The 17,028-nt window shown below is 70.2% G+C and carries 17 protein-coding genes; 6 read left to right on the forward strand and 11 right to left on the reverse strand.

All coding sequences use genetic code 11. The annotated features are described in order from the left end of the window. Nucleotides 1-204 precede the first annotated feature (204 nt). A complete protein-coding gene (locus IIE03_RS03740) occupies nucleotides 205-1,530 on the reverse strand; it encodes an MFS transporter (protein WP_192861404.1) in 1,326 nt (441 codons plus the stop codon). A gap of 70 nt (nucleotides 1,531-1,600) precedes the next feature. Between IIE03_RS03740 and IIE03_RS03745 the strand changes: the two genes are divergently transcribed. The 3 genes from IIE03_RS03745 (at nucleotide 1,601) to IIE03_RS03755 (ending at nucleotide 5,461) form a co-directional block, all read left to right on the forward strand. After that, nucleotides 1,601-2,623, forward strand: a complete 1,023-nt coding sequence (locus IIE03_RS03745) for a GlxA family transcriptional regulator (protein ID WP_192861406.1) — start codon at nucleotides 1,601-1,603, stop codon at nucleotides 2,621-2,623. 120 nt (nucleotides 2,624-2,743) lie between these two features. Then, a complete protein-coding gene (gene def / locus IIE03_RS03750; RefSeq protein WP_192861407.1) occupies nucleotides 2,744-3,427 on the forward strand; it encodes a peptide deformylase in 684 nt (227 codons plus the stop codon). Between the two features lie 153 nt (nucleotides 3,428-3,580). Continuing rightward, the gene (locus tag IIE03_RS03755; RefSeq protein ID WP_192861408.1) at nucleotides 3,581-5,461 is read left to right on the forward strand and encodes a CocE/NonD family hydrolase; all 1,881 of its coding nucleotides are present in this window, start codon (nucleotides 3,581-3,583) and stop codon (nucleotides 5,459-5,461) included. 94 nt (nucleotides 5,462-5,555) lie between these two features. Here IIE03_RS03755 and IIE03_RS03760 read toward each other — a convergent pair whose 3' ends face one another. Next, entirely contained in the window at nucleotides 5,556-6,173 is a 618-nt protein-coding gene (locus IIE03_RS03760) for a hypothetical protein (protein WP_192861409.1), read from the reverse strand. A gap of 276 nt (nucleotides 6,174-6,449) precedes the next feature. Here IIE03_RS03760 and IIE03_RS03765 point away from each other — a divergent pair, with 276 nt between their 5' ends. The 3 genes from IIE03_RS03765 to IIE03_RS03775 all read left to right on the forward strand — a co-directional run bounded on the left by IIE03_RS03765 (nucleotide 6,450) and on the right by IIE03_RS03775 (nucleotide 9,869). Continuing rightward, nucleotides 6,450-9,008, forward strand: coding sequence for an ATP-dependent Clp protease ATP-binding subunit (locus tag IIE03_RS03765; RefSeq protein ID WP_192861410.1), 2,559 nt, complete (start codon nucleotides 6,450-6,452; stop codon nucleotides 9,006-9,008). A 283-nt stretch (nucleotides 9,009-9,291) separates the two neighbouring features. Continuing rightward, nucleotides 9,292-9,495, forward strand: coding sequence for a CopG family transcriptional regulator (locus tag IIE03_RS03770; RefSeq protein WP_225997213.1), 204 nt, complete (start codon nucleotides 9,292-9,294; stop codon nucleotides 9,493-9,495). Further along, nucleotides 9,492-9,869 carry a type II toxin-antitoxin system death-on-curing family toxin gene (locus tag IIE03_RS03775; protein WP_192861412.1) on the forward strand — a complete coding sequence of 126 codons (378 nt, stop codon included), beginning with the start codon at nucleotides 9,492-9,494 and terminating at the stop codon, nucleotides 9,867-9,869. The genes IIE03_RS03770 and IIE03_RS03775 overlap by 4 nt, the downstream gene beginning before the upstream one ends. Nucleotides 9,870-10,146: 277 nt before the next feature. Here the strand turns inward: IIE03_RS03775 and IIE03_RS03780 are convergent, their stop codons facing one another. Genes IIE03_RS03780 through IIE03_RS03820 form a run of 9 tightly spaced genes read right to left on the reverse strand, consistent with a single transcriptional unit; the run spans nucleotide 10,147 to nucleotide 16,951 of the window. Then, a complete protein-coding gene (locus IIE03_RS03780; protein ID WP_192861413.1) occupies nucleotides 10,147-11,298 on the reverse strand; it encodes a tyrosine-type recombinase/integrase in 1,152 nt (383 codons plus the stop codon). Then, the gene (locus IIE03_RS03785; protein ID WP_192861414.1) at nucleotides 11,298-11,546 is read right to left on the reverse strand and encodes a helix-turn-helix transcriptional regulator; all 249 of its coding nucleotides are present in this window, start codon (nucleotides 11,544-11,546) and stop codon (nucleotides 11,298-11,300) included. The genes IIE03_RS03780 and IIE03_RS03785 overlap by 1 nt, the downstream gene beginning before the upstream one ends. 14 nt (nucleotides 11,547-11,560) lie before the next feature. After that, nucleotides 11,561-13,189: a replication initiator gene (locus IIE03_RS03790; RefSeq protein WP_225997214.1), complete on the reverse strand. Its 1,629-nt coding sequence runs from the start codon at nucleotides 13,187-13,189 to the stop codon at nucleotides 11,561-11,563. After that, nucleotides 13,189-13,530, reverse strand: a complete 342-nt coding sequence (locus IIE03_RS03795) for a hypothetical protein (RefSeq protein ID WP_192861415.1) — start codon at nucleotides 13,528-13,530, stop codon at nucleotides 13,189-13,191. The genes IIE03_RS03790 and IIE03_RS03795 overlap by 1 nt, the downstream gene beginning before the upstream one ends. After that, a complete protein-coding gene (locus IIE03_RS03800; protein WP_192861416.1) occupies nucleotides 13,527-14,234 on the reverse strand; it encodes a DUF2637 domain-containing protein in 708 nt (235 codons plus the stop codon). The genes IIE03_RS03795 and IIE03_RS03800 overlap by 4 nt, the downstream gene beginning before the upstream one ends. Further along, a complete protein-coding gene (locus IIE03_RS03805; RefSeq protein WP_192861417.1) occupies nucleotides 14,231-14,647 on the reverse strand; it encodes a hypothetical protein in 417 nt (138 codons plus the stop codon). The genes IIE03_RS03800 and IIE03_RS03805 overlap by 4 nt, the downstream gene beginning before the upstream one ends. Next, a complete protein-coding gene (locus IIE03_RS26620; RefSeq protein ID WP_192861418.1) occupies nucleotides 14,644-16,455 on the reverse strand; it encodes an FtsK/SpoIIIE domain-containing protein in 1,812 nt (603 codons plus the stop codon). The genes IIE03_RS03805 and IIE03_RS26620 overlap by 4 nt, the downstream gene beginning before the upstream one ends. Further along, complete coding sequence (locus tag IIE03_RS03815) at nucleotides 16,452-16,700, reverse strand: hypothetical protein (RefSeq protein ID WP_192861419.1); 249 nt, start codon at nucleotides 16,698-16,700, stop codon at nucleotides 16,452-16,454. Before IIE03_RS03815 ends, IIE03_RS26620 begins: the two co-directional genes overlap by 4 nt. After that, the gene (locus IIE03_RS03820; protein WP_192861420.1) at nucleotides 16,700-16,951 is read right to left on the reverse strand and encodes a hypothetical protein; all 252 of its coding nucleotides are present in this window, start codon (nucleotides 16,949-16,951) and stop codon (nucleotides 16,700-16,702) included. Before IIE03_RS03820 ends, IIE03_RS03815 begins: the two co-directional genes overlap by 1 nt. Between the last annotated feature and the right edge of the window lie 77 nt (nucleotides 16,952-17,028).

Raw genomic sequence — 17,028 nt, forward strand, 5'->3', positions numbered from 1 at the left:
GGGCACGCCCCCGGACCCCCGTTGTGGGGCTTCGCCCCTTGCCCCCACCGTGGTGGATTGGTTGCGAGCGCGCGGGTCCGGTTGGGGTTCGCCCTGCTCCTTGCGGGGGTTAGCGGGGTGTCGTGGCCCTTGGACCAGGGCTTCGCCCCTTGTCCACAGCCGTGGTGGGTTGGGGCCCTGGTGTGGACTTTCCGGCCGGGCCTGTCACGCCGCGGTTGGTTCGGTGTCGGTGGTGCGGCGGATGATCAGGGACATGAGTGCCGCTCCCGCGCAGAGGACGCCCGCGCCGTACCAGACCAGGTCGTAGGAGCCGGTCGTGTCGCGGACCAGCCCGCCCAGCCAGGTGACGACGCCGGCCCCGACCTGGTGGGACGCCAGGACCCAGCCGAACACGACGGGGGCCTCCTCGCCGTAGATCTCGCGGCACAGGGCCAGGGTCGGCGGCACGGTCGCGACCCAGTCCAGCCCGTAGAACACGATGAAGAGGATCATCGGCGGCTCGACCTGCGGCGCCATCAGCGACGGCAGGAACAGGAGGGCCACCCCGCGCAGCGTGTAGTACACGCCGAGCAGCACGCGCGGGGAGAAGCGGTCGGTGAGCCAGCCGGAGCCGATCGTCCCGACGATGTCGACGACACCGATGACGGCCAGCAGGGAGGCGGCCACCGTGATGGGCATCCCGTGGTCGTGCGCGGAGGGGACGAAGTGGGTGCGCACCAGGCCGTTCGTCGTCGCGCCGCAGATCGCGAAGGCACCGGCGAGCAGCCAGAACACCGGGGTACGCGCCGCCCGCACCAGCGCGGAGACCGTGCGCCGGGCGACATCGCTCCGGGGCGCCGGCTTCGGTACGAACTCGTCGCTCCCGTAGGGCGCGAGGCCGACGTCGGCCGGGTGGTCGCGCAGCAGGAGCAGCACCAGGGGCATGACCAGCGCGCAGGCGAGTGCCACGACGATCGACGCCGCCCGCCAGCCCTGGTTCTCGACCATCCAGGCGAGCAAGGGCAGGAACACGAGCTGGCCCGACGCCGTCGCGGCCGTCAGCACACCGCTGACCAGGCCTCGCCGCTTCACGAACCAGCGCTGGGTGACGGTCGCGGTGAACGCCAGCGCCAGGGAGCCGCTGCCGAGGCCCACCATGACGCCCCACGCGACGACGAAGTGCCAGGGCTCGGTCATCCAGATCGTGGAGAACGCGCCGAGCGCGATGACCGTGAGCGCCGTCGCCACCACGGGCTGGATCCCGAAGCGGTCCATGAGCGCGGCCGCGAACGGCGCCGTGACCCCGTACAGGACCAGCTGGATCGAGAGGCCCACGCCGATGGTGGCCCGGGACCAGCCGAGCTCGTGGTGCAAGGGCTCGATCAGCAGCCCGGGCGCCGCCGCGAACGCCGCGGCCCCCAGGATCGTGAGAAAGCTGACCAGGGCGACCCACCAGGCGGGGTGGATCCGCGGTGCACGGCGAGGCGGGCGAGGAGGCCGGCCCGGCGGGTCCGGCTGCGCGGCCGGAGCCGAGGTGTCGGTCTGCGTCATGGCCTCAGCCTGCGGTGGTGCCGGCGCCCGAACCAGTGGCCTGATGGTCGATTCTCGATAGGATCGGGCCATGGTGGTTCGACAGCTCTCCCCCGGGTCCGACGGGCGGCCCGCCGCCACGCGCCCGCACCGCGTCGCGGTCCTCATCACCGACGGGTTCATTCCGTTCGAGCTGGGCATCCCGCACCGCATCTTCGGCATCGCCCGCACGCCGGACGCTCACGAGCCGCTCTACGACGTCGTCACGTGCACGACTCGCGAGCCGCGCGCCGTCAGCTCGGACTCGGACGTGAAGGTGCTCGTGGAGCACGGCCCGGAGGCGCTCGAGACCGCCGACACCGTCGTCGTCCCGGCCGTCAGGGAGCACGGCCCGGCGTTCACGAGCGGGGTCACGGAACCCGACATGATGGAGGCGCTCGGCAGGATCCGGCCCGGGACGCGGATCGTCTCCATCTGTACGGGGGCACTTCAGCTCGCGGGCGCCGGCCTGCTCGACGGCCGGACCGCCACCACGCACTGGAGCTACACGGAACTCATGCGGCGCCTGCATCCCCGGGTCCGGGTGAATCCGGACGTGCTCTACGTCGACGACGGCGACATCCTCACCTCGGCCGGAGTCGCCGCCGGGATCGATCTCTGCCTGCACCTGCTGCGACGCGATCACGGAGCCGCGATCGCGCACGACGTCGCGCGGCGGACCGTGGTGCCCCCGCACCGCGACGGCGGCCAGGCGCAGTACATCGAACGCCCGGTGCCCGACGCCGACGGGCCCGGCACCGCCGCCACGCGCGCCTGGGCCATGGAACGCCTCCACGAGCCGATCACGCTCGCCGGAATGGCCGGTCATGCCGCGATGTCGGTGCGGACCTTCACCCGTCGGTTCCGCGAGGAGACGGGTGAGAGTCCGGGGCAGTGGCTCGTCCGGCGGCGGGTGGACCTGGCGCGCGGGTTGTTGGAGGACACGGACCTCTCCGTGGAGCGGATCGCGGTGCGCTGCGGCTTCGGGACGGCGCAGTCGCTGCGTGCCCACATGCAGACGACGCTGGGCGTCACCCCGACCCAGTACCGGCGTACGTTCCGCATCCCGGCGTGACCTCGGAGGAGTGCGGTGGCGCACGGCCCGATCGCCCGCGGAGCTCCCCGCCACGGGCATCGGGACTCACCCGCACGGCCGGTGAGAACCCCCTGTCCGGGCCGACTAGGCTCGTTCTCCATGTGGAGTTTCGGACGGCGCAAGCCCGTCACCTACCTGCTCGGCGAGCCCGTCGACGACTACCCGGCTCAGGTCCCCGAGGCGCGCCGCGGTCGCGTCCTGCGGATCACGGAGATCGGCGAGCCGGTGCTGCACACCCCGACCCGCAAGGTCACCGAGTTCTCCACGCCCGAGCTGAACCGGCTCGTGGACGACATGTTCGCCACGATGGAGGTCGCCCAGGGCGTCGGCCTCGCCGCCACCCAGGTGGGCTCGGACCTGCGCGTGTTCGTCTACGACGTGACGGACACGCGGGGGGATCGGCACGTGGGCCACGTCGTGAACGCGGAACTCGAGACGGATCCCGACGCCGAGCCGATCGAGGAGGACGAGGGCTGCCTCTCCGTCCCGGGCGCCTACGAGCCGTTGCGCCGCCCGGGTGCCGCGACCGTACGCGGCGTCGACCGCGACGGCGCGCCGGTGCAGCTGACCGGGTCGGGCTTCCTGGCGCGCGCCTTCATCCACGAGACGCAGCATCTCGACGGAACGCTCTACTGGGACCACCTGTCGCCCGAACTGCAGCAGGACGCCCTGCGCCAGCGTGACGAGGAGCGCGACGGCGTCCTGGCGCAGCGTCGCGAGATCGCGATCGAGCTCGGCAAGAAGCCCGCGGAGTACCCGGCGGAGCCCGCAGGCGGCAGGTAGCCGGACCGCGCGGCGGGACGACGGCGCAGGGCGGCCAGCAGTAGAACCGTGGCCGGTTCCCGCCACCAATCGGGTGAAATTTAACCTTTTAGCAACATATGAACCTTCGGGCATACGTAACATCGCTGACATCCCCACCACCCAGGAGGATCGATGCGTGTGCCCAAGCTTGCCGCCGCCGCGGCGGGAGTCCTGATCGGTACGACGGCGTTCGTGGCCCCGGCGGTCGCCGACCCGGCCCCGACTGCCGGGCCCGCCCCGGCGACGTCGTCGGACACGTCGTCGGACACGTCGTCGGATACGGCCCCCGTCACTCACGACGACAACCCCCGCGTTCCCGAGGGCGCCGTGTGGACGCAGCACTACTTCCCGTCCACCGACGGCGTGGAGCTGCATGCGGACGTGCTCCGCCCCGCGGGCCTGCGCGCGGGCGAGCGGACGCCCGTGATCCTGTCGGTGGGCCCGTACTTCGCGCACGCCGGGCAGACGGGCGACGACGGCTTCGAGGTCGCCGGCCCGTCGGAGCGATTCAACGACTTCCTCGAGGGCGCCGACGTGTTCGCCGAGGGATACACGTGGGTCATGGTCGACCTGCGCGGCTTCGGCGGCAGCACGGGCTGCCTCGACTGGGTCGGCCCGGGCGAGCAGGCCGACGTCGCCGCCGCGATCGAGTGGTCCGCCGCGCAGCCGTGGTCGGACGGCAGGGTCGGCATGTACGGCAAGTCGTACGACGCCGTGACCGGCCTGGTCGGCAACAACCTCCGCCTGCCGGAGCTCCGCGCCGTCGTCGCCCAGGAACCGGTCTGGGACATGTACAACTACCTGTACTCGAACCGGGTGCCCCGGCCGAACGTCCGGGGCACGCCGCAGGCGTACAACAGCATCGCGACGATCGAACCCATGGCCGACGACGACGCCCGGTACCAGGCCAACGCCCGGTACGAGGACGCGCACCCGGCATGCCTCTCGGACAACATCCGGAACAACCAGGACCCGGACCCGGCGTCCGACTACTGGACCGCGCGTGACCTCGCCACCCTCGCCGCCGGCACCGACACGCCTCTCTTCGTGACGCAGGGCTTCATCGAGCCGAACACGAAGCCCGAGGACATGCAGCAGTACCTCGAGAACCACCAGGGCCCGCAGCGCGGCTGGCTCGGGCAGTGGGACCACGTGAGGGGCAACGACACCGTCGGCGACGGCCGTCTCGCCATGGGCCGCGAGGGCTGGTTCGACGAGGTCATGCGCTTCTACGACGAGTACCTCAAGGGCGCCGAGCCGCCGGTGGAGGACCCGGCCTACGTGCTCGAGGACAGCGCGGCCGCCTGGCGCGCGGAGGCGACGTGGCCCGTCGTCGACCGCACGGTCGAGGCACCCCTCCCGGGCGGCGTGTTCGTGGACGACGGCGGCCGCTCGGCCGGCGTCTCATCGCTCGCGGCCCCGGCGGAGGGGTGGGACATGGAGAACGCCCCGCCGTCGGCCGGGCTCACATCGGCGGGCGGGCTCGCCGCGCGTGAGGGCGCGGAGCACGGCCCCGGACGCGGCACGGACGCGACGGCGAAGAAGGGCCGGGCGACGTCGACGTATGTCGTGTGGTCGTCCCCGGTGAACGACGCGACCCGGGTCACCGGGACGCCGTCGGTCCGGCTGACCGCGTCGGCGCGGGGCAACGTGATGGTGCGGCTGTTCGACGTCGCGCCGTCGGGCGACGCGGTGATGTTCGACGAGAACGTCGCCCTGATCCAGAGGCCGGGCCGGGTGTCGTTCGACCTGAAGTCCACCGACTGGACGCTCGCGGACGGACACCGCCTCGCGGTGCAGGTGGGCTCGATCGTGGGTGGCGGCTGGCTGGCGAGCCCGTCGGGCAGGACGATCCGCGTGTCGGACACCGTCCTCGAACTCGACCTGGAGGACCCCGCCGACGACGTCGCCACGGCGGGCGAGCGGTCGCCGTACCTCGACACCTATCTCCGGCGCAACGGCACGACCTTCGACGAGATCGGCGCGCCGAGCTTCGACATCGGCCTGCGGTAGCCGGTCGCCTGTCGGGTGATCGGTCGCTCGGGCGGCCGATCACCCGACGGCGCGCCGATCACTCGACAAGCCGCCGCCCGCCGGGCGGATCAGGTCAGAAATGCGGGCCGTCGTCACCGTGCTTGAGGTTGCGGATCGGCCGGGTCACCACGTCGATCCGGTCGACGAGGCCGGCCGGGCCGGTCACGACGAGGGCGCGGTCGGCGGTGGGCGCGTAGATCGCGGTGACGTCGCGCACCGTCACGGCCGTCGCGGTGCGCGGGCGACCGTCCACGAGGAACTCGAGCGGCGCGCTCGGGACCTCGTCGACCTCGGCCACGATGGCGCGCATGGCCGTGCGGTAGTCCTGGTACGCCTCGGCGAAGTCGACCGGGTCGGTGGCCTGGGTCGTCGAGTCGGGGTCGATGTCCGCGTGCAGCGGAGCCGCGAGCGCGCCGCTGCACGCCGCGCGGACGATGTCGTCGACCTGGTCGCGGGGAGCGGCGACGCGGAGCGTCTCCACCTCGAGGACCTCGCCCGCCACGGTGCGGTAGCCGCGGACGAAGCGCTCCTCCGTGGGGTCGGTGGGATCCGCGACGCCCGTGATCTCCTCGTCGACCAGGTACAGCCCCCAGGTGAGAGGGTCGTGCACCTCGCCGACGACGCCGGAGAAGCGCGCGAAGCGCGCGACGATCTGCTCCCACTCGGGTGTACGGCCGGCGTCGTCCGGCATGGCTCCTCCAGGGATCGGCTAGGGGTGAGCCTGCCGTGCCACGGGCGAGCGGTCAACGATCCCCCGTGGTCGACACGCCGTCCGTCCGCGGCCGACGGCGTGTCGGTGCGCCTTGGCGAGTCCTTTGCCGCCTGGCGTCACGCCCCTGGCGAACATGGGCACATGTGGGTCCGCCGTGTCGTTGTGAGCACATAGAGTCGACAGCAGTCAGGTTGTGTCGTCTGCCGGGTCCCCGGCCAAGGGACACGGTAACGCCGCCCGTGTGAGGAGCTGATGATGTTCGAGAGATTTACGGATAGGGCCCGCCGGGTCGTTGTCCTCGCCCAGGAAGAGGCGAGGATGCTCAACCACAATTACATCGGGACCGAGCACATCCTCCTCGGCCTCATCCACGAGGGTGAGGGCGTGGCGGCCAAGGCGCTCGAGTCGCTCGGGATCTCGCTCGACGGCGTGCGAACGCAGGTCACCGAGATCATTGGTGAGGGCCAGCAGGCCCCGAGCGGTCATATTCCGTTCACGCCACGTGCGAAGAAGGTGCTGGAGCTCTCGCTGCGCGAGGCGCTGCAGCTCGGCCACAACTACATCGGCACCGAGCACATCCTCCTCGGCCTCATCCGTGAGGGCGAGGGCGTGGCGGCCCAGGTGCTGACGAAGATGGGTGCGGACCTGAACAAGGTGCGCCAGCAGGTGATCCAGCTGCTGTCCGGTTACCAGGGCAAGGAGCCGGTGTCGGCCGGCGGGCCGACCGAGGGCCAGCCGGCGGGTTCGGCGGTGCTCGACCAGTTCGGGCGCAACCTCACCCAGGCCGGCCGCGAGGGCAAGCTGGACCCGGTCATCGGCCGTACCCAGGAGATCGAGCGGGTCATGCAGGTGCTGTCCCGCCGCACCAAGAACAACCCGGTGCTGATCGGCGAGCCCGGCGTCGGCAAGACGGCGGTCGTCGAGGGCCTGGCGCAGGACATCGTGCGCGGCGACGTGCCCGAGACGCTCAAGGACAAGCAGCTGTACACGCTGGACCTGGGTGCGCTCGTGGCCGGTTCCCGCTACCGCGGTGACTTCGAGGAACGCCTGAAGAAGGTGCTCAAGGAGATCCGCACGCGCGGCGACATCATCCTGTTCATCGACGAGATCCACACCCTCGTCGGTGCGGGTGCCGCCGAGGGTGCGATCGACGCGGCGTCGATCCTCAAGCCGATGCTGGCGCGCGGAGAACTGCAGACCATCGGCGCCACCACGCTCGACGAGTACCGCAAGTACGTCGAGAAGGACCCGGCGCTGGAGCGTCGGTTCCAGCCGATCCAGGTCGCCGAGCCGTCGCTGGAGCACGCGATCGAGATCCTCAAGGGTCTGCGTGACCGTTACGAGGCGCACCACCGCGTGTCCATCACGGACCAGGCGCTCGCCTCGGCCGCGACGCTCGCGGACCGGTACATCAACGACCGCTTCCTGCCGGACAAGGCGATCGACCTGATCGACGAGGCCGGGGCCCGCCTGCGGATCCGCCGGATGACGGCGCCTCCGGAGCTGAAGCAGCTCGACGAGCAGATCGCCGACGCGCGGCGGGACAAGGAGTCCGCGATCGACGCCCAGGACTTCGAGAAGGCCGCCGGTCTCCGGGACAAGGAGAAGCAGCTCACCCAGGTGCGGGCCGAGAAGGAGAAGGCCTGGAAGTCGGGTGACCTCGACACGGTCGCGGAGGTCGACGAGGAGCTGATCGCCGAGGTGCTGGCGATGTCCACGGGCATCCCGGTGGTGAAGCTCAACGAGGAGGAGTCCTCGCGTCTGCTCAAGATGGAGGAGGAACTGCACAAGCGCGTGGTCGGTCAGGAGACCGCGATCAAGGCGCTGTCGCAGGCGATCCGCCGTACGCGCGCGGGCCTCAAGGACCCGAAGCGTCCGGGTGGTTCGTTCATCTTCGCCGGGCCCACGGGTGTCGGGAAGACCGAGCTGGCCAAGGCGCTCGCCGAGTTCCTGTTCGGGGACGAGGACGCGCTGATCCAGCTCGACATGTCGGAGTTCTCGGAGAAGCACACGGTCTCGCGGCTGTTCGGTTCGCCGCCCGGATACGTCGGCTACGACGAGGGTGGTCAGCTGACCGAGAAGGTGCGGCGCCGGCCGTTCTCCGTGGTCCTGTTCGACGAGGTGGAGAAGGCCCACGCGGACATCTTCAACTCGCTGCTGCAGGTGCTCGAGGACGGACGCCTCACCGACTCGCAGGGTCGCGTGGTGGACTTCAAGAACACCGTGATCATCATGACCACGAACCTCGGCACGCGGGACATCGCCAAGGGCGTGCAGACCGGCTTCAACGCCGGCGGCGACCTGGTGACCTCGTACGAGCGCATGAAGTCGAAGGTCAACGAGGAGCTCAAGCAGCACTTCCGGCCGGAGTTCCTCAACCGCGTCGACGACACGATCGTGTTCCCGCAGCTCACGCAGGACGAGATCATCGAGATCGTCGACCTGGAGATCGCCAAGCTGGACAACCGGATGCGCGACAAGGACATGGGCATCGAGCTCACCCCGGCGGCCAAGAAGTTGCTGGCCGAGAAGGGCTACGACCCGGTGCTCGGCGCGCGGCCGCTCAAGCGGGCGATCCAGCGGGAGATCGAGGACACCCTGTCCGAGAAGATCCTGTTCGGCGAGCTCAAGGCCGGCCAGACCGTACAGATCGACAGCGTGGGCGAGGGCATCCTCGGGGAGTTCACGTTCAAGGGCGTGACCCGCGGGCGCCGTCGCAAGCCGGCCGAGGCGGAGACCCAGTCGGTTCCGGCCGGCGCGGGCCTCGCGCCGCGCGACCTCCCGCCGTCGGGCGAGATGATCGCGGGCGCGTGAGGCGTTAGCCATCACCGAGAGGGCGCCGGGGGATGATTCCCCCGGCGCCCTCTCGGCGTTCCTGCCTGGACGATTCCGCCGACGCCCTCTCGGCGTTCCTGCCGGGGTGAGGACGGCGGGAACACGCCGAGGGGAGACCGGCCGACGCCTGCCCTGACGAGAGGCTGTCTGCCCTCCGGACCCCGGCCCCGACTGGTAGCACGGTGATACCGCTCGGCGGTATCATCGTGGTAGCACATCATTCAGCGTGAGCTATGCGTCTAGGGAAGGCATGATCATGGCCATGACTCTCCGACTCACCGAGGCCGAGGACAAGGCCCTCGCCGACACCGCCGCGCAGCTCGGCATCTCCAAGCACGAGGCCGCCCGCCAGGCGATCCATGACCTCGTCGAGGCCACCCGCACGCCGACCACCACCGACTGGCTCGCCGCTGCCGAGTACGTCGGCAAGCGTGACCGCGAGCTCCTGGACCGGCTCGCCCGGTGACGCATCTGGTCACGCCCCTTGTCGCCCTGCAGATGTTCGAGGCCGCCGAGGGGATCAGGCCGGTGGTCCGCGATCTCGGGCTGCTCGAGGGTGCCCTCGCGCGCGCGAGCATGACGTCGTACGGGCAGGAGCTGTATCCCGGAATTCACCTCAAGATGGCGGCGACCTTGGATTCCGTGAATCGCAACCACCCGTTGATCGACGGGAACAAGCGCCTCGCGTGGATCGTCGTCGCCACCACCTACCGGGTGAACGGGTACGGCGACCCGGCCGGCACCGTCGACGACCACGAGGCGTTCGTCCTCAAGACCGCCTCCGACCACCCCGACCTCGACCAGATCGCGGCCCAGCTCGAGACCTGGTTCGGCGCCTGACTCCCTCGGCGGCGACACGCGGCCGTCGCCCAGGAGATCCAGGGCGGAAATCTCCTCGTTCGTGACGGCCGATTCGTTGTTCGGAACCGCATGGTCCAGCCGCCGCCCACGCATGGCTCGCCACGGCGTCCGCCCCAGACCGTTCCCGGCAAGACCGGTTCTGAGCCAGCCCTACCCCACCCCCCGTGCCTTCGCCGGGAGGCCGATCTCCCAGAATTCAATCGTCTGATCAAAATGTGGGCGTGACCTGCTGTTACACCACCTGCCACGCCGCGTGTTACGTGCTGGTTCCACCGAAAGCCTCGTCGATCGCCGCTCTCGCCCGCTGGTCGCTCGTCGGGAGCAAGTGCGTGTAGGTCTTGAGAGTGAAAGCCGGATCCGCGTGGCCGAGGTACGTGCTTACGGCCTTGATCGACTCCCCCGCGTCGAGAAGCATCGAGGCGTAAACATGCCGGAGCATGTGCGTCCCATTCTCGCGCGTCCGCGCGAGACGCGCATACGCGACAGCGGGCACCCACTGGTCGCGATTGAAGCTCTGGCGGCTCAGCGCAGCACCACGAGCGCCAGTAAGCACAAGATTCGCACTCACTAGCGGCCCATCAAGCTTGCGCCATGGCAACGCAATTTCAACGGGCGGGAACTTCTCAAAGTGAAGCTTCAATTCGCGCTTCACGGATTCCGGGAGCGGAACATCACGTTCCCGTCCGCGCTTTGGCGGTCCGAAATACTGCTTTCCAGCACCATTGACTATTACCTGGCGACGAACCGCGACCGTAGACGAGTCAAAATCAATATCCTCTACGGCGAGGCCGAATATTTCACCTTGACGCAGGCCGAGGCGGCTACCGAGAACCACGAATATCCGAAACCTCTCGGGCAACCCCTCACGAACCATTTCAACCTGTTCGACACTCCAAGGCTGTATCTTCTTTGGAGCCACCGACGGCGCATCAACAGCATCCGAGGCGCACGGATTCTTGCGTATGAGCTCGTCGGCCACGGCCGCCCGCAGGACCGTGAACACGTGAGCAAACGCAGCCTTTTTCGTGGCGTCCGCGCCGGAGAGACCCTTGAGCCACTTCTGGATAGTCGACGGCCGAATCTCGCCGATGGGCATTCCCCCAAGAACCGGATAGGCCTGGTTCCTCAGCTTTCCCCCGATAGCTTCGCGTGACGATTCCTCAAATGTCTGCATCGCTAGCCACTCTTCCGCGTAATCCTTGAATGTGACCTTGCCTGCACCCACAGAGATGTACTCGCCGCGCTGCAGGTCGGCTTCAATCTCGCGCTTAAATTCGTCGGCGAGGGTTTTCGATGTGAATGACTTTGAAGGCTCCTTTCCGCTACCTTTCTCGCGCCAACGTACGACCCACCGGATGGTGGTCTTCCCTTTGGCATTCTTGCGAATGCGCTTTTCGACGGACGCCATTAGGCTGCCTCTTCCTGCTGGGCGCGGAACCAGGCGATGACGTCTACGCGGGCGTATCGCAGGTGTCGGCCGATGCGTGCGGCTTTGGGTCCGTCGTTGTGGGTGCGCCAGCGGTAGAGGGTGGCGACGGGGACGCGTAGGAAGGCGGAGACTTCCTCGATGGTCCAGACCTCGTCAATGGCGACGACGACGGCCGTGGGGTCGTTGTGGGGGTTCTTGTGTTTGTTCCGGTAGTTCTTGCCTCGCATGACTGCTCCTTTCCTCATGCCGCGATGGCGGTTGCCGAACGGTTATCCACAGGCCCGGCAGGTGGTCCAGAGCCGGGAGGCGAGGCCGCTTGACGTGCGGCGTCGTACTGGGCGCGGCGGGTCATGGCCTGCCGGAGCGAGGCGGCGATCACGTCGAGATAGGTCACCTCGGCGATGTGCTCGGGCTCGCGCCAGACGTAGCGGGCCGACCCGTCCGGCAGCGTCTTGGAGGTTGCGAGTCGGTCGGCGTCTTCGGGTGTGATGCCCGCGGCTTCCAGGACCTCGCGGACGACGGCGGCGCGGTCGGCCCGGTGCTGGGTGAGCGTCTTGCCGGACCACTGCCGCGAGACCAGCACTCGCCGCCCACCGAGCCCGAGGTTGTCCCGCTCGTGAGCGGGCGAGAGGCACCCGTGGGTGAGGCCGGGCGTGGCGTTCTTGGGCTGGACGCCGTAGCGCAGCCAGTTGCCACACTCCGGCCCGCACGGAAGCACTGAGGTGTGTTCGTGGAGCCTGTCCATGTGCGCCTCATACGCGGCAGCACGAGCCGCCTGGACGGCTTCCAGGGCCGGGTCCGGGACCACGTCGTCGCCGTCCTGGTCGGCGGGTGTATAGGTGCCCGCGATGGACTTGGTGAGGTACTTGCACAGGTACCGCACCGCCCGGTCACTGTCGGGGGTGCCGCCCAGGAGGCCCTTGATGTCGAGCTGCTTGCCGAAGGTGGCCACGTGCGCGGGCTGGTCGAGGTCGCGTGTGGCGTCATCCCAGGTGGGCAGGAGTTCCCCGGTGCCGGGGTCGACGTATCCGGCGACAGCGCTGTCCCAGACGGGCATGCCCTCGCCGTCGTCGGGCGAGTACACCTCCACATCCACCGGGGGCCACCAGGCCGCGAAGTAGGTTCCGGCGGCAACCGCCTTGATGGTGGCGCGCGGAATCGCACCGCGTACGGCGGCGTGCAGGTGGGGGGCCAGCCGTTTCTGTGCTTCGACGGCGGCGAAGTACTGCACTCTGTACCCGGCGCAGCGGCGCATGTTCTGCCAGAACCGGTCCACCAGCCGGGAGAACGTGAGCGCGTCCAGCGCCGCCCGCCGGTAGTCGTACGAGGCGGGGTCGACGGGGACGCCGTCCCGGATGCGGCCGTAGGAGCCGAGGGTGAGGGTCAGGAACATCGAGGGGCGGTGCTCCCGACCGGTCTTCTCATCCACGAAGACGGCCCCGGTGGTGCCCTGCCCCATGGTCTTCTTGGGCAGCTCGGGGAACCCGTCCAGGTGCCGTGTGGAGCGGGTGACCGACCGGCGGCGGACCCGGCGAGCGGGGAGGATCACGCCGCCGTCGTCGGCCCAGCGAGCCTCGTCGAGGTCGTGCGGGTGCGGGTCGGCATCCGGGACGGCGCGAGGCCGCATCGGCGGGTCTTCGGTCAGGTGCCAGCCCTCGCGGCACTGGTGGATGCGCAGCCGCCTGGCCTTGACCGCGCATGGCACGCACACGGTCTCGCGGGTCGAGCCGCACGGGATCGGGACCAGGACCGTCGAGCCGGTCTCACGGTCGATCACTTCCCGCAGCAGAGGGCGGGTGCAGACCCCATTGGCCTCCGCGACTGCCGACGCCGCCGAGTCACCCACCACCGGCACGACGAGGGCCCCCATCAGACCGCCACCAGACCCGGAGCCGCGACCGCCGGAGCGTCGAGGGTGGCCAGCTCGTCGAGCAGGTCGAGGTTCTCGAGGTGCCCGCGCTCCCGTCCGGCCCAGCAGCCCGCCGAGACAGACTCGGTACGGGCGAACACCGCGCACTCGGGCCGCACCAGGCAGCGGGCGCACGCACGAGCCATCTGCCCCACCTCAGCCGGAGTCGCTTCCCCGACGTCGGCCGTCCACGGCAGATGAGCGTTCTCGGGGCGGGCGCAGGCGGCGTCACGCTGCCAGTCCATGTCCGGACCGGTCAGCCAGACCGCGAGTTCCCGCAGCGCCTTCTCATTGGCAGTCATGCCGTCACCCCCGACATCTCCAGACCGGGCAGAGCCTGCTGCATGGCCATCGACGGGACCCGCGAGCGGGCCGGACGCGAGGACGAGCGCAGCGGAGACAGCACCGGCCGAGGTACCTCCGGGACCGGAGCAGCCTCCGAGGCAGGCGCGGGTTCGGGCTCCGCGTCGACGGCGGCCGGTTCGATTGCGGCGGGGACCGGCGCGGCGTCGACGGTGGCGGCGGGTGCCGGGTCGACGGCGGGGGCCGGTTCCGCGACGGCGGCCGGGGCGGGTTCGTCGGCAACGACGAGCAGGGCGAGGGCGTGTGTGGAGGTGAGGACCGAGACGGGGGCCAGGGCGACCACGACGACGCCGACCAGGACCTTGATCTCTGCCGGGACGTCGTAGGCGTGTGCCGCGTTCGCGCCCAGGGACACGGCCGTGAACAGCAGCATCAGCAGCCAGGCCCACACCGAGGACCGGCCCCGAGCCCGCAACACCAACGCGACGAGCCCGTACACGAGCACAGAAGCGTCAATGACGACCGGCACGAGGAACGCGAGCGGTTCGGGCACCCGCCCCCACGTCGCGGCATCCCGCAGGGAGGCGAACGACAGCGCGAAGGAGGCCAGCGCGACAGCGACCGTGAGGGCGACAGTGAAGAACAGAACGGGCCGGGAGTCGGCCGCGATGCGGGCCACGGGCCCGGCGGATGTGCGGGTCATCGGCGTGCTCCGCTCTTCCGTGCCGTCTTGTTCGGCGTGCTCTTGTGCGTAATGAGCACGTGGCGACCCGCGTCGGTGAGGCGCACGGGGCGGCCCCGGTCGTGGTAGTGAGCGGACCCGGACGGGCCCTTAGGGGTCCACCCCTCCAGGGGTTCGAGGTCCCCGAGGGCGATCAACCCGGCTTCTGCCATGGGGCGGACCGTGACCGGGTAGGACAGGCTCATCAGCCCGCCCACACGGGGACCGTTCAGCGGGGCGAGTTCACCGGCCAGGACCGCACCGCCCTTCTGGTGCCGAGCCGCCACGATCCAGGTCGCCGCCCCGAGATATCCGCCGGTCGCGACCAGGTCCAGGAACGCCGCTTGACGCGGAGTCAGAGCCACCCGACCGGCGGCGGGGATGGTGCGGTTCATGAGTTCGTCTCCTCAGATGTCGTGTTTCCCGTGGAACCGGTCGCGTTGTCGGTCACGGTCTGGGTGGTCGCGTCGGCCGGGCGGCGGTTGCGGGTGGACTTGCGCGGGGAGCGCTTGCGCTTGGGCCGCTCGGACGTCGAGGTCGCAGCGCCGTCGTTGACCGGGTTGTCGTTGACCGGGCCGTCGTCGACGGGCCGAGGGTTGGCCGAGGTGTCGTCGAGCGCGGCGAGGTGTCCGCCAGCGGCGAGCCAGGCCGAGGCCGCGTCCGCCACCAGGTCCCGGGCTGCCGGGGAGGCCGGGAGGGCGTCGGGGTAGGCCGGGGCGGGGTACCGGTTCGCGGCGGCGCGGATGAGGTCGTCGGGCCAGTAGTCGAACCGGACCAGAGTCGGGGTGCCGTCTTCGGTGACGAGGTAGGCGGTGCCCTGGTCGTTCTTGTTGATCTCGTGCGCCGGGGCGAGGCGGGCGGCGGCGTCGAGGACCATGTCGGTTTCGACGTCGGAGTCCAGGCGCAGCGCGACCTTCTGGGGCCACAGGTTCCGTGTCCCGCCCAGGGCTTCCTGCCGAGGGTTCTGCACGCAGCCGACCACGACGACGCCCAGCGCGCGGCCCTGGGTGAGCAGCTTGGACAGCAGCCGTTCGGCCTCCCGCTTGATCTCGAAGTCGCCGGAGTAGGCCATCAGGTCGGCCAGCTCGTCGACGACGAGGACGTGTAGCGGCTCGTCGGGGGTGGGGGCGTGGTTGCGGGAGACTCCGCGCATGCGGGCCCCACGTTCCTGCATGACCTGGACGAGTGCTTCCAGCACCCGCACGGCCTCGCGGGCGTCGTAGGCGACGTGCCCGAACAGGGCGCGGCCGGTGTCGACCTCGATTCCCTGCTTGAGGTCCACTCCCCACAACCTGACGAAGCCCGCGTGCACGGCCGGAGCCATACCGCCCGCGACCGACCAGAGCACCGAGCCCTTACCCGCGCCGGTCGCGCCGACGACCAGGGTGTGACGGCCCCGCACGATCAGATCCAGCAGGCCCCCGTCACGGCGGCGACCGGCCGTGACGACACCGACCCGGAACGGGTCCACGTGATCAGCCGGCATGGTGGCGGTCCGGGCCGCGAGGCGCGCCACGGTGAACAGCACCAGGTCAACGACACCGGGCTTCACGGGCCGCAGCTCGTGCCCGTGCGCGCCGTAGGCAGTGACGATCCGCGAGGCCGCACGCACGATGTCGTCGACCGTCTGCCCGACCACGACGTTCAGCCGCAGCACGGCCGCGCCGGGAGCGAACCGAACCTTGATGCCCGGTACGAGTACGCCGCCGTCAGGCTGACGCACCCCGAGCCCGGCAGCCGTGCCGACCGCTTCGGAGCCCTTGCGGCCCCACAGGGCGGGGGTACCGGTGAGCCAGCGACGCACGTACCAGACCCGCAGCCGGGAACGCCGGTAGGCGCCCGGAGCTATCGCCGCCCACGCGCCGAACAGGAGACCGGGGGACCAGAACAGGGCCCACACGATGACAGGACCGACGAGCCGGTCACCGGGCCAGCCGGAAGCCTCCAGCCCCAGCCACAGCAGACCGGCCAGGACGAGCCCGAACACGGACAGGGGCAGGTGTCGGCCCGCCCATGCGAGGGTGGCCCGAACCAGCATCCACGAGCGGCCCAGCACGAAGCCGAGGACCGCGACCAGGACCCGCAGGACCGCGCCGAGGACGCCGGGACGCCCGAGGGTGGCGGCGTGGGTGCGGGCCCGAGCCCGGGCCACAGCAGACTTCACCGTGGCCCGGAACTCGCGCACCTTGTCGACGGGGTTCACCGCTTGTCCCCGTCCCGCTCCGCGTCCAGGCGCTGCAAGATCCGCCCGCGCGACGCACTCATCGTCGTGTAGACCGCCCAGGACTCTTCGCCCAGGTCCTTGTGCAGGCCCGAGGCGTCCCACGCGTCTTCGAGCCGGTCCCGAACCTGCGCCCAGGAAGCGATCGCCTCATCCGCGACCCGCGCCGCCCTCTCCAGGGCTTCCACGACCTTCCGGTTCGTCTGGCGCGTCGTCTCGGTCGCCATCACCGGCCACCCCCGTCCCGCTCGGCGTCCAGCCGCTCGTTCAGGTCGTCCCACATGTCCAGCAGCCGGTGCCGCGTCTTGGTCAGGTGCTCCGCCGCCCGCTGGTGCGCCCGGGTGTACGGGCGCAGGTCCTCGACCAGGTTCTCCGCGCGCCCCACACCCTCCACGGCGGAATACACCAGCTTCAACGCCTCCTCCAGCGTCTCCACCGTGCGCTCGTGCACCTCACGTGCCGTCGTCTGGCCAGTCATCACCGCTCACCCCCGCCCCGACGCTCGTCTTCCTCCAGGCGGTCCAGGACCTTGCCCGCGAGCGTGTACAGCACGTC

The sequence above is a fragment of the Myceligenerans pegani genome (assembly GCF_014892515.1).
Lineage (GTDB): Bacteria > Actinomycetota > Actinomycetes > Actinomycetales > Cellulomonadaceae > Myceligenerans > Myceligenerans pegani.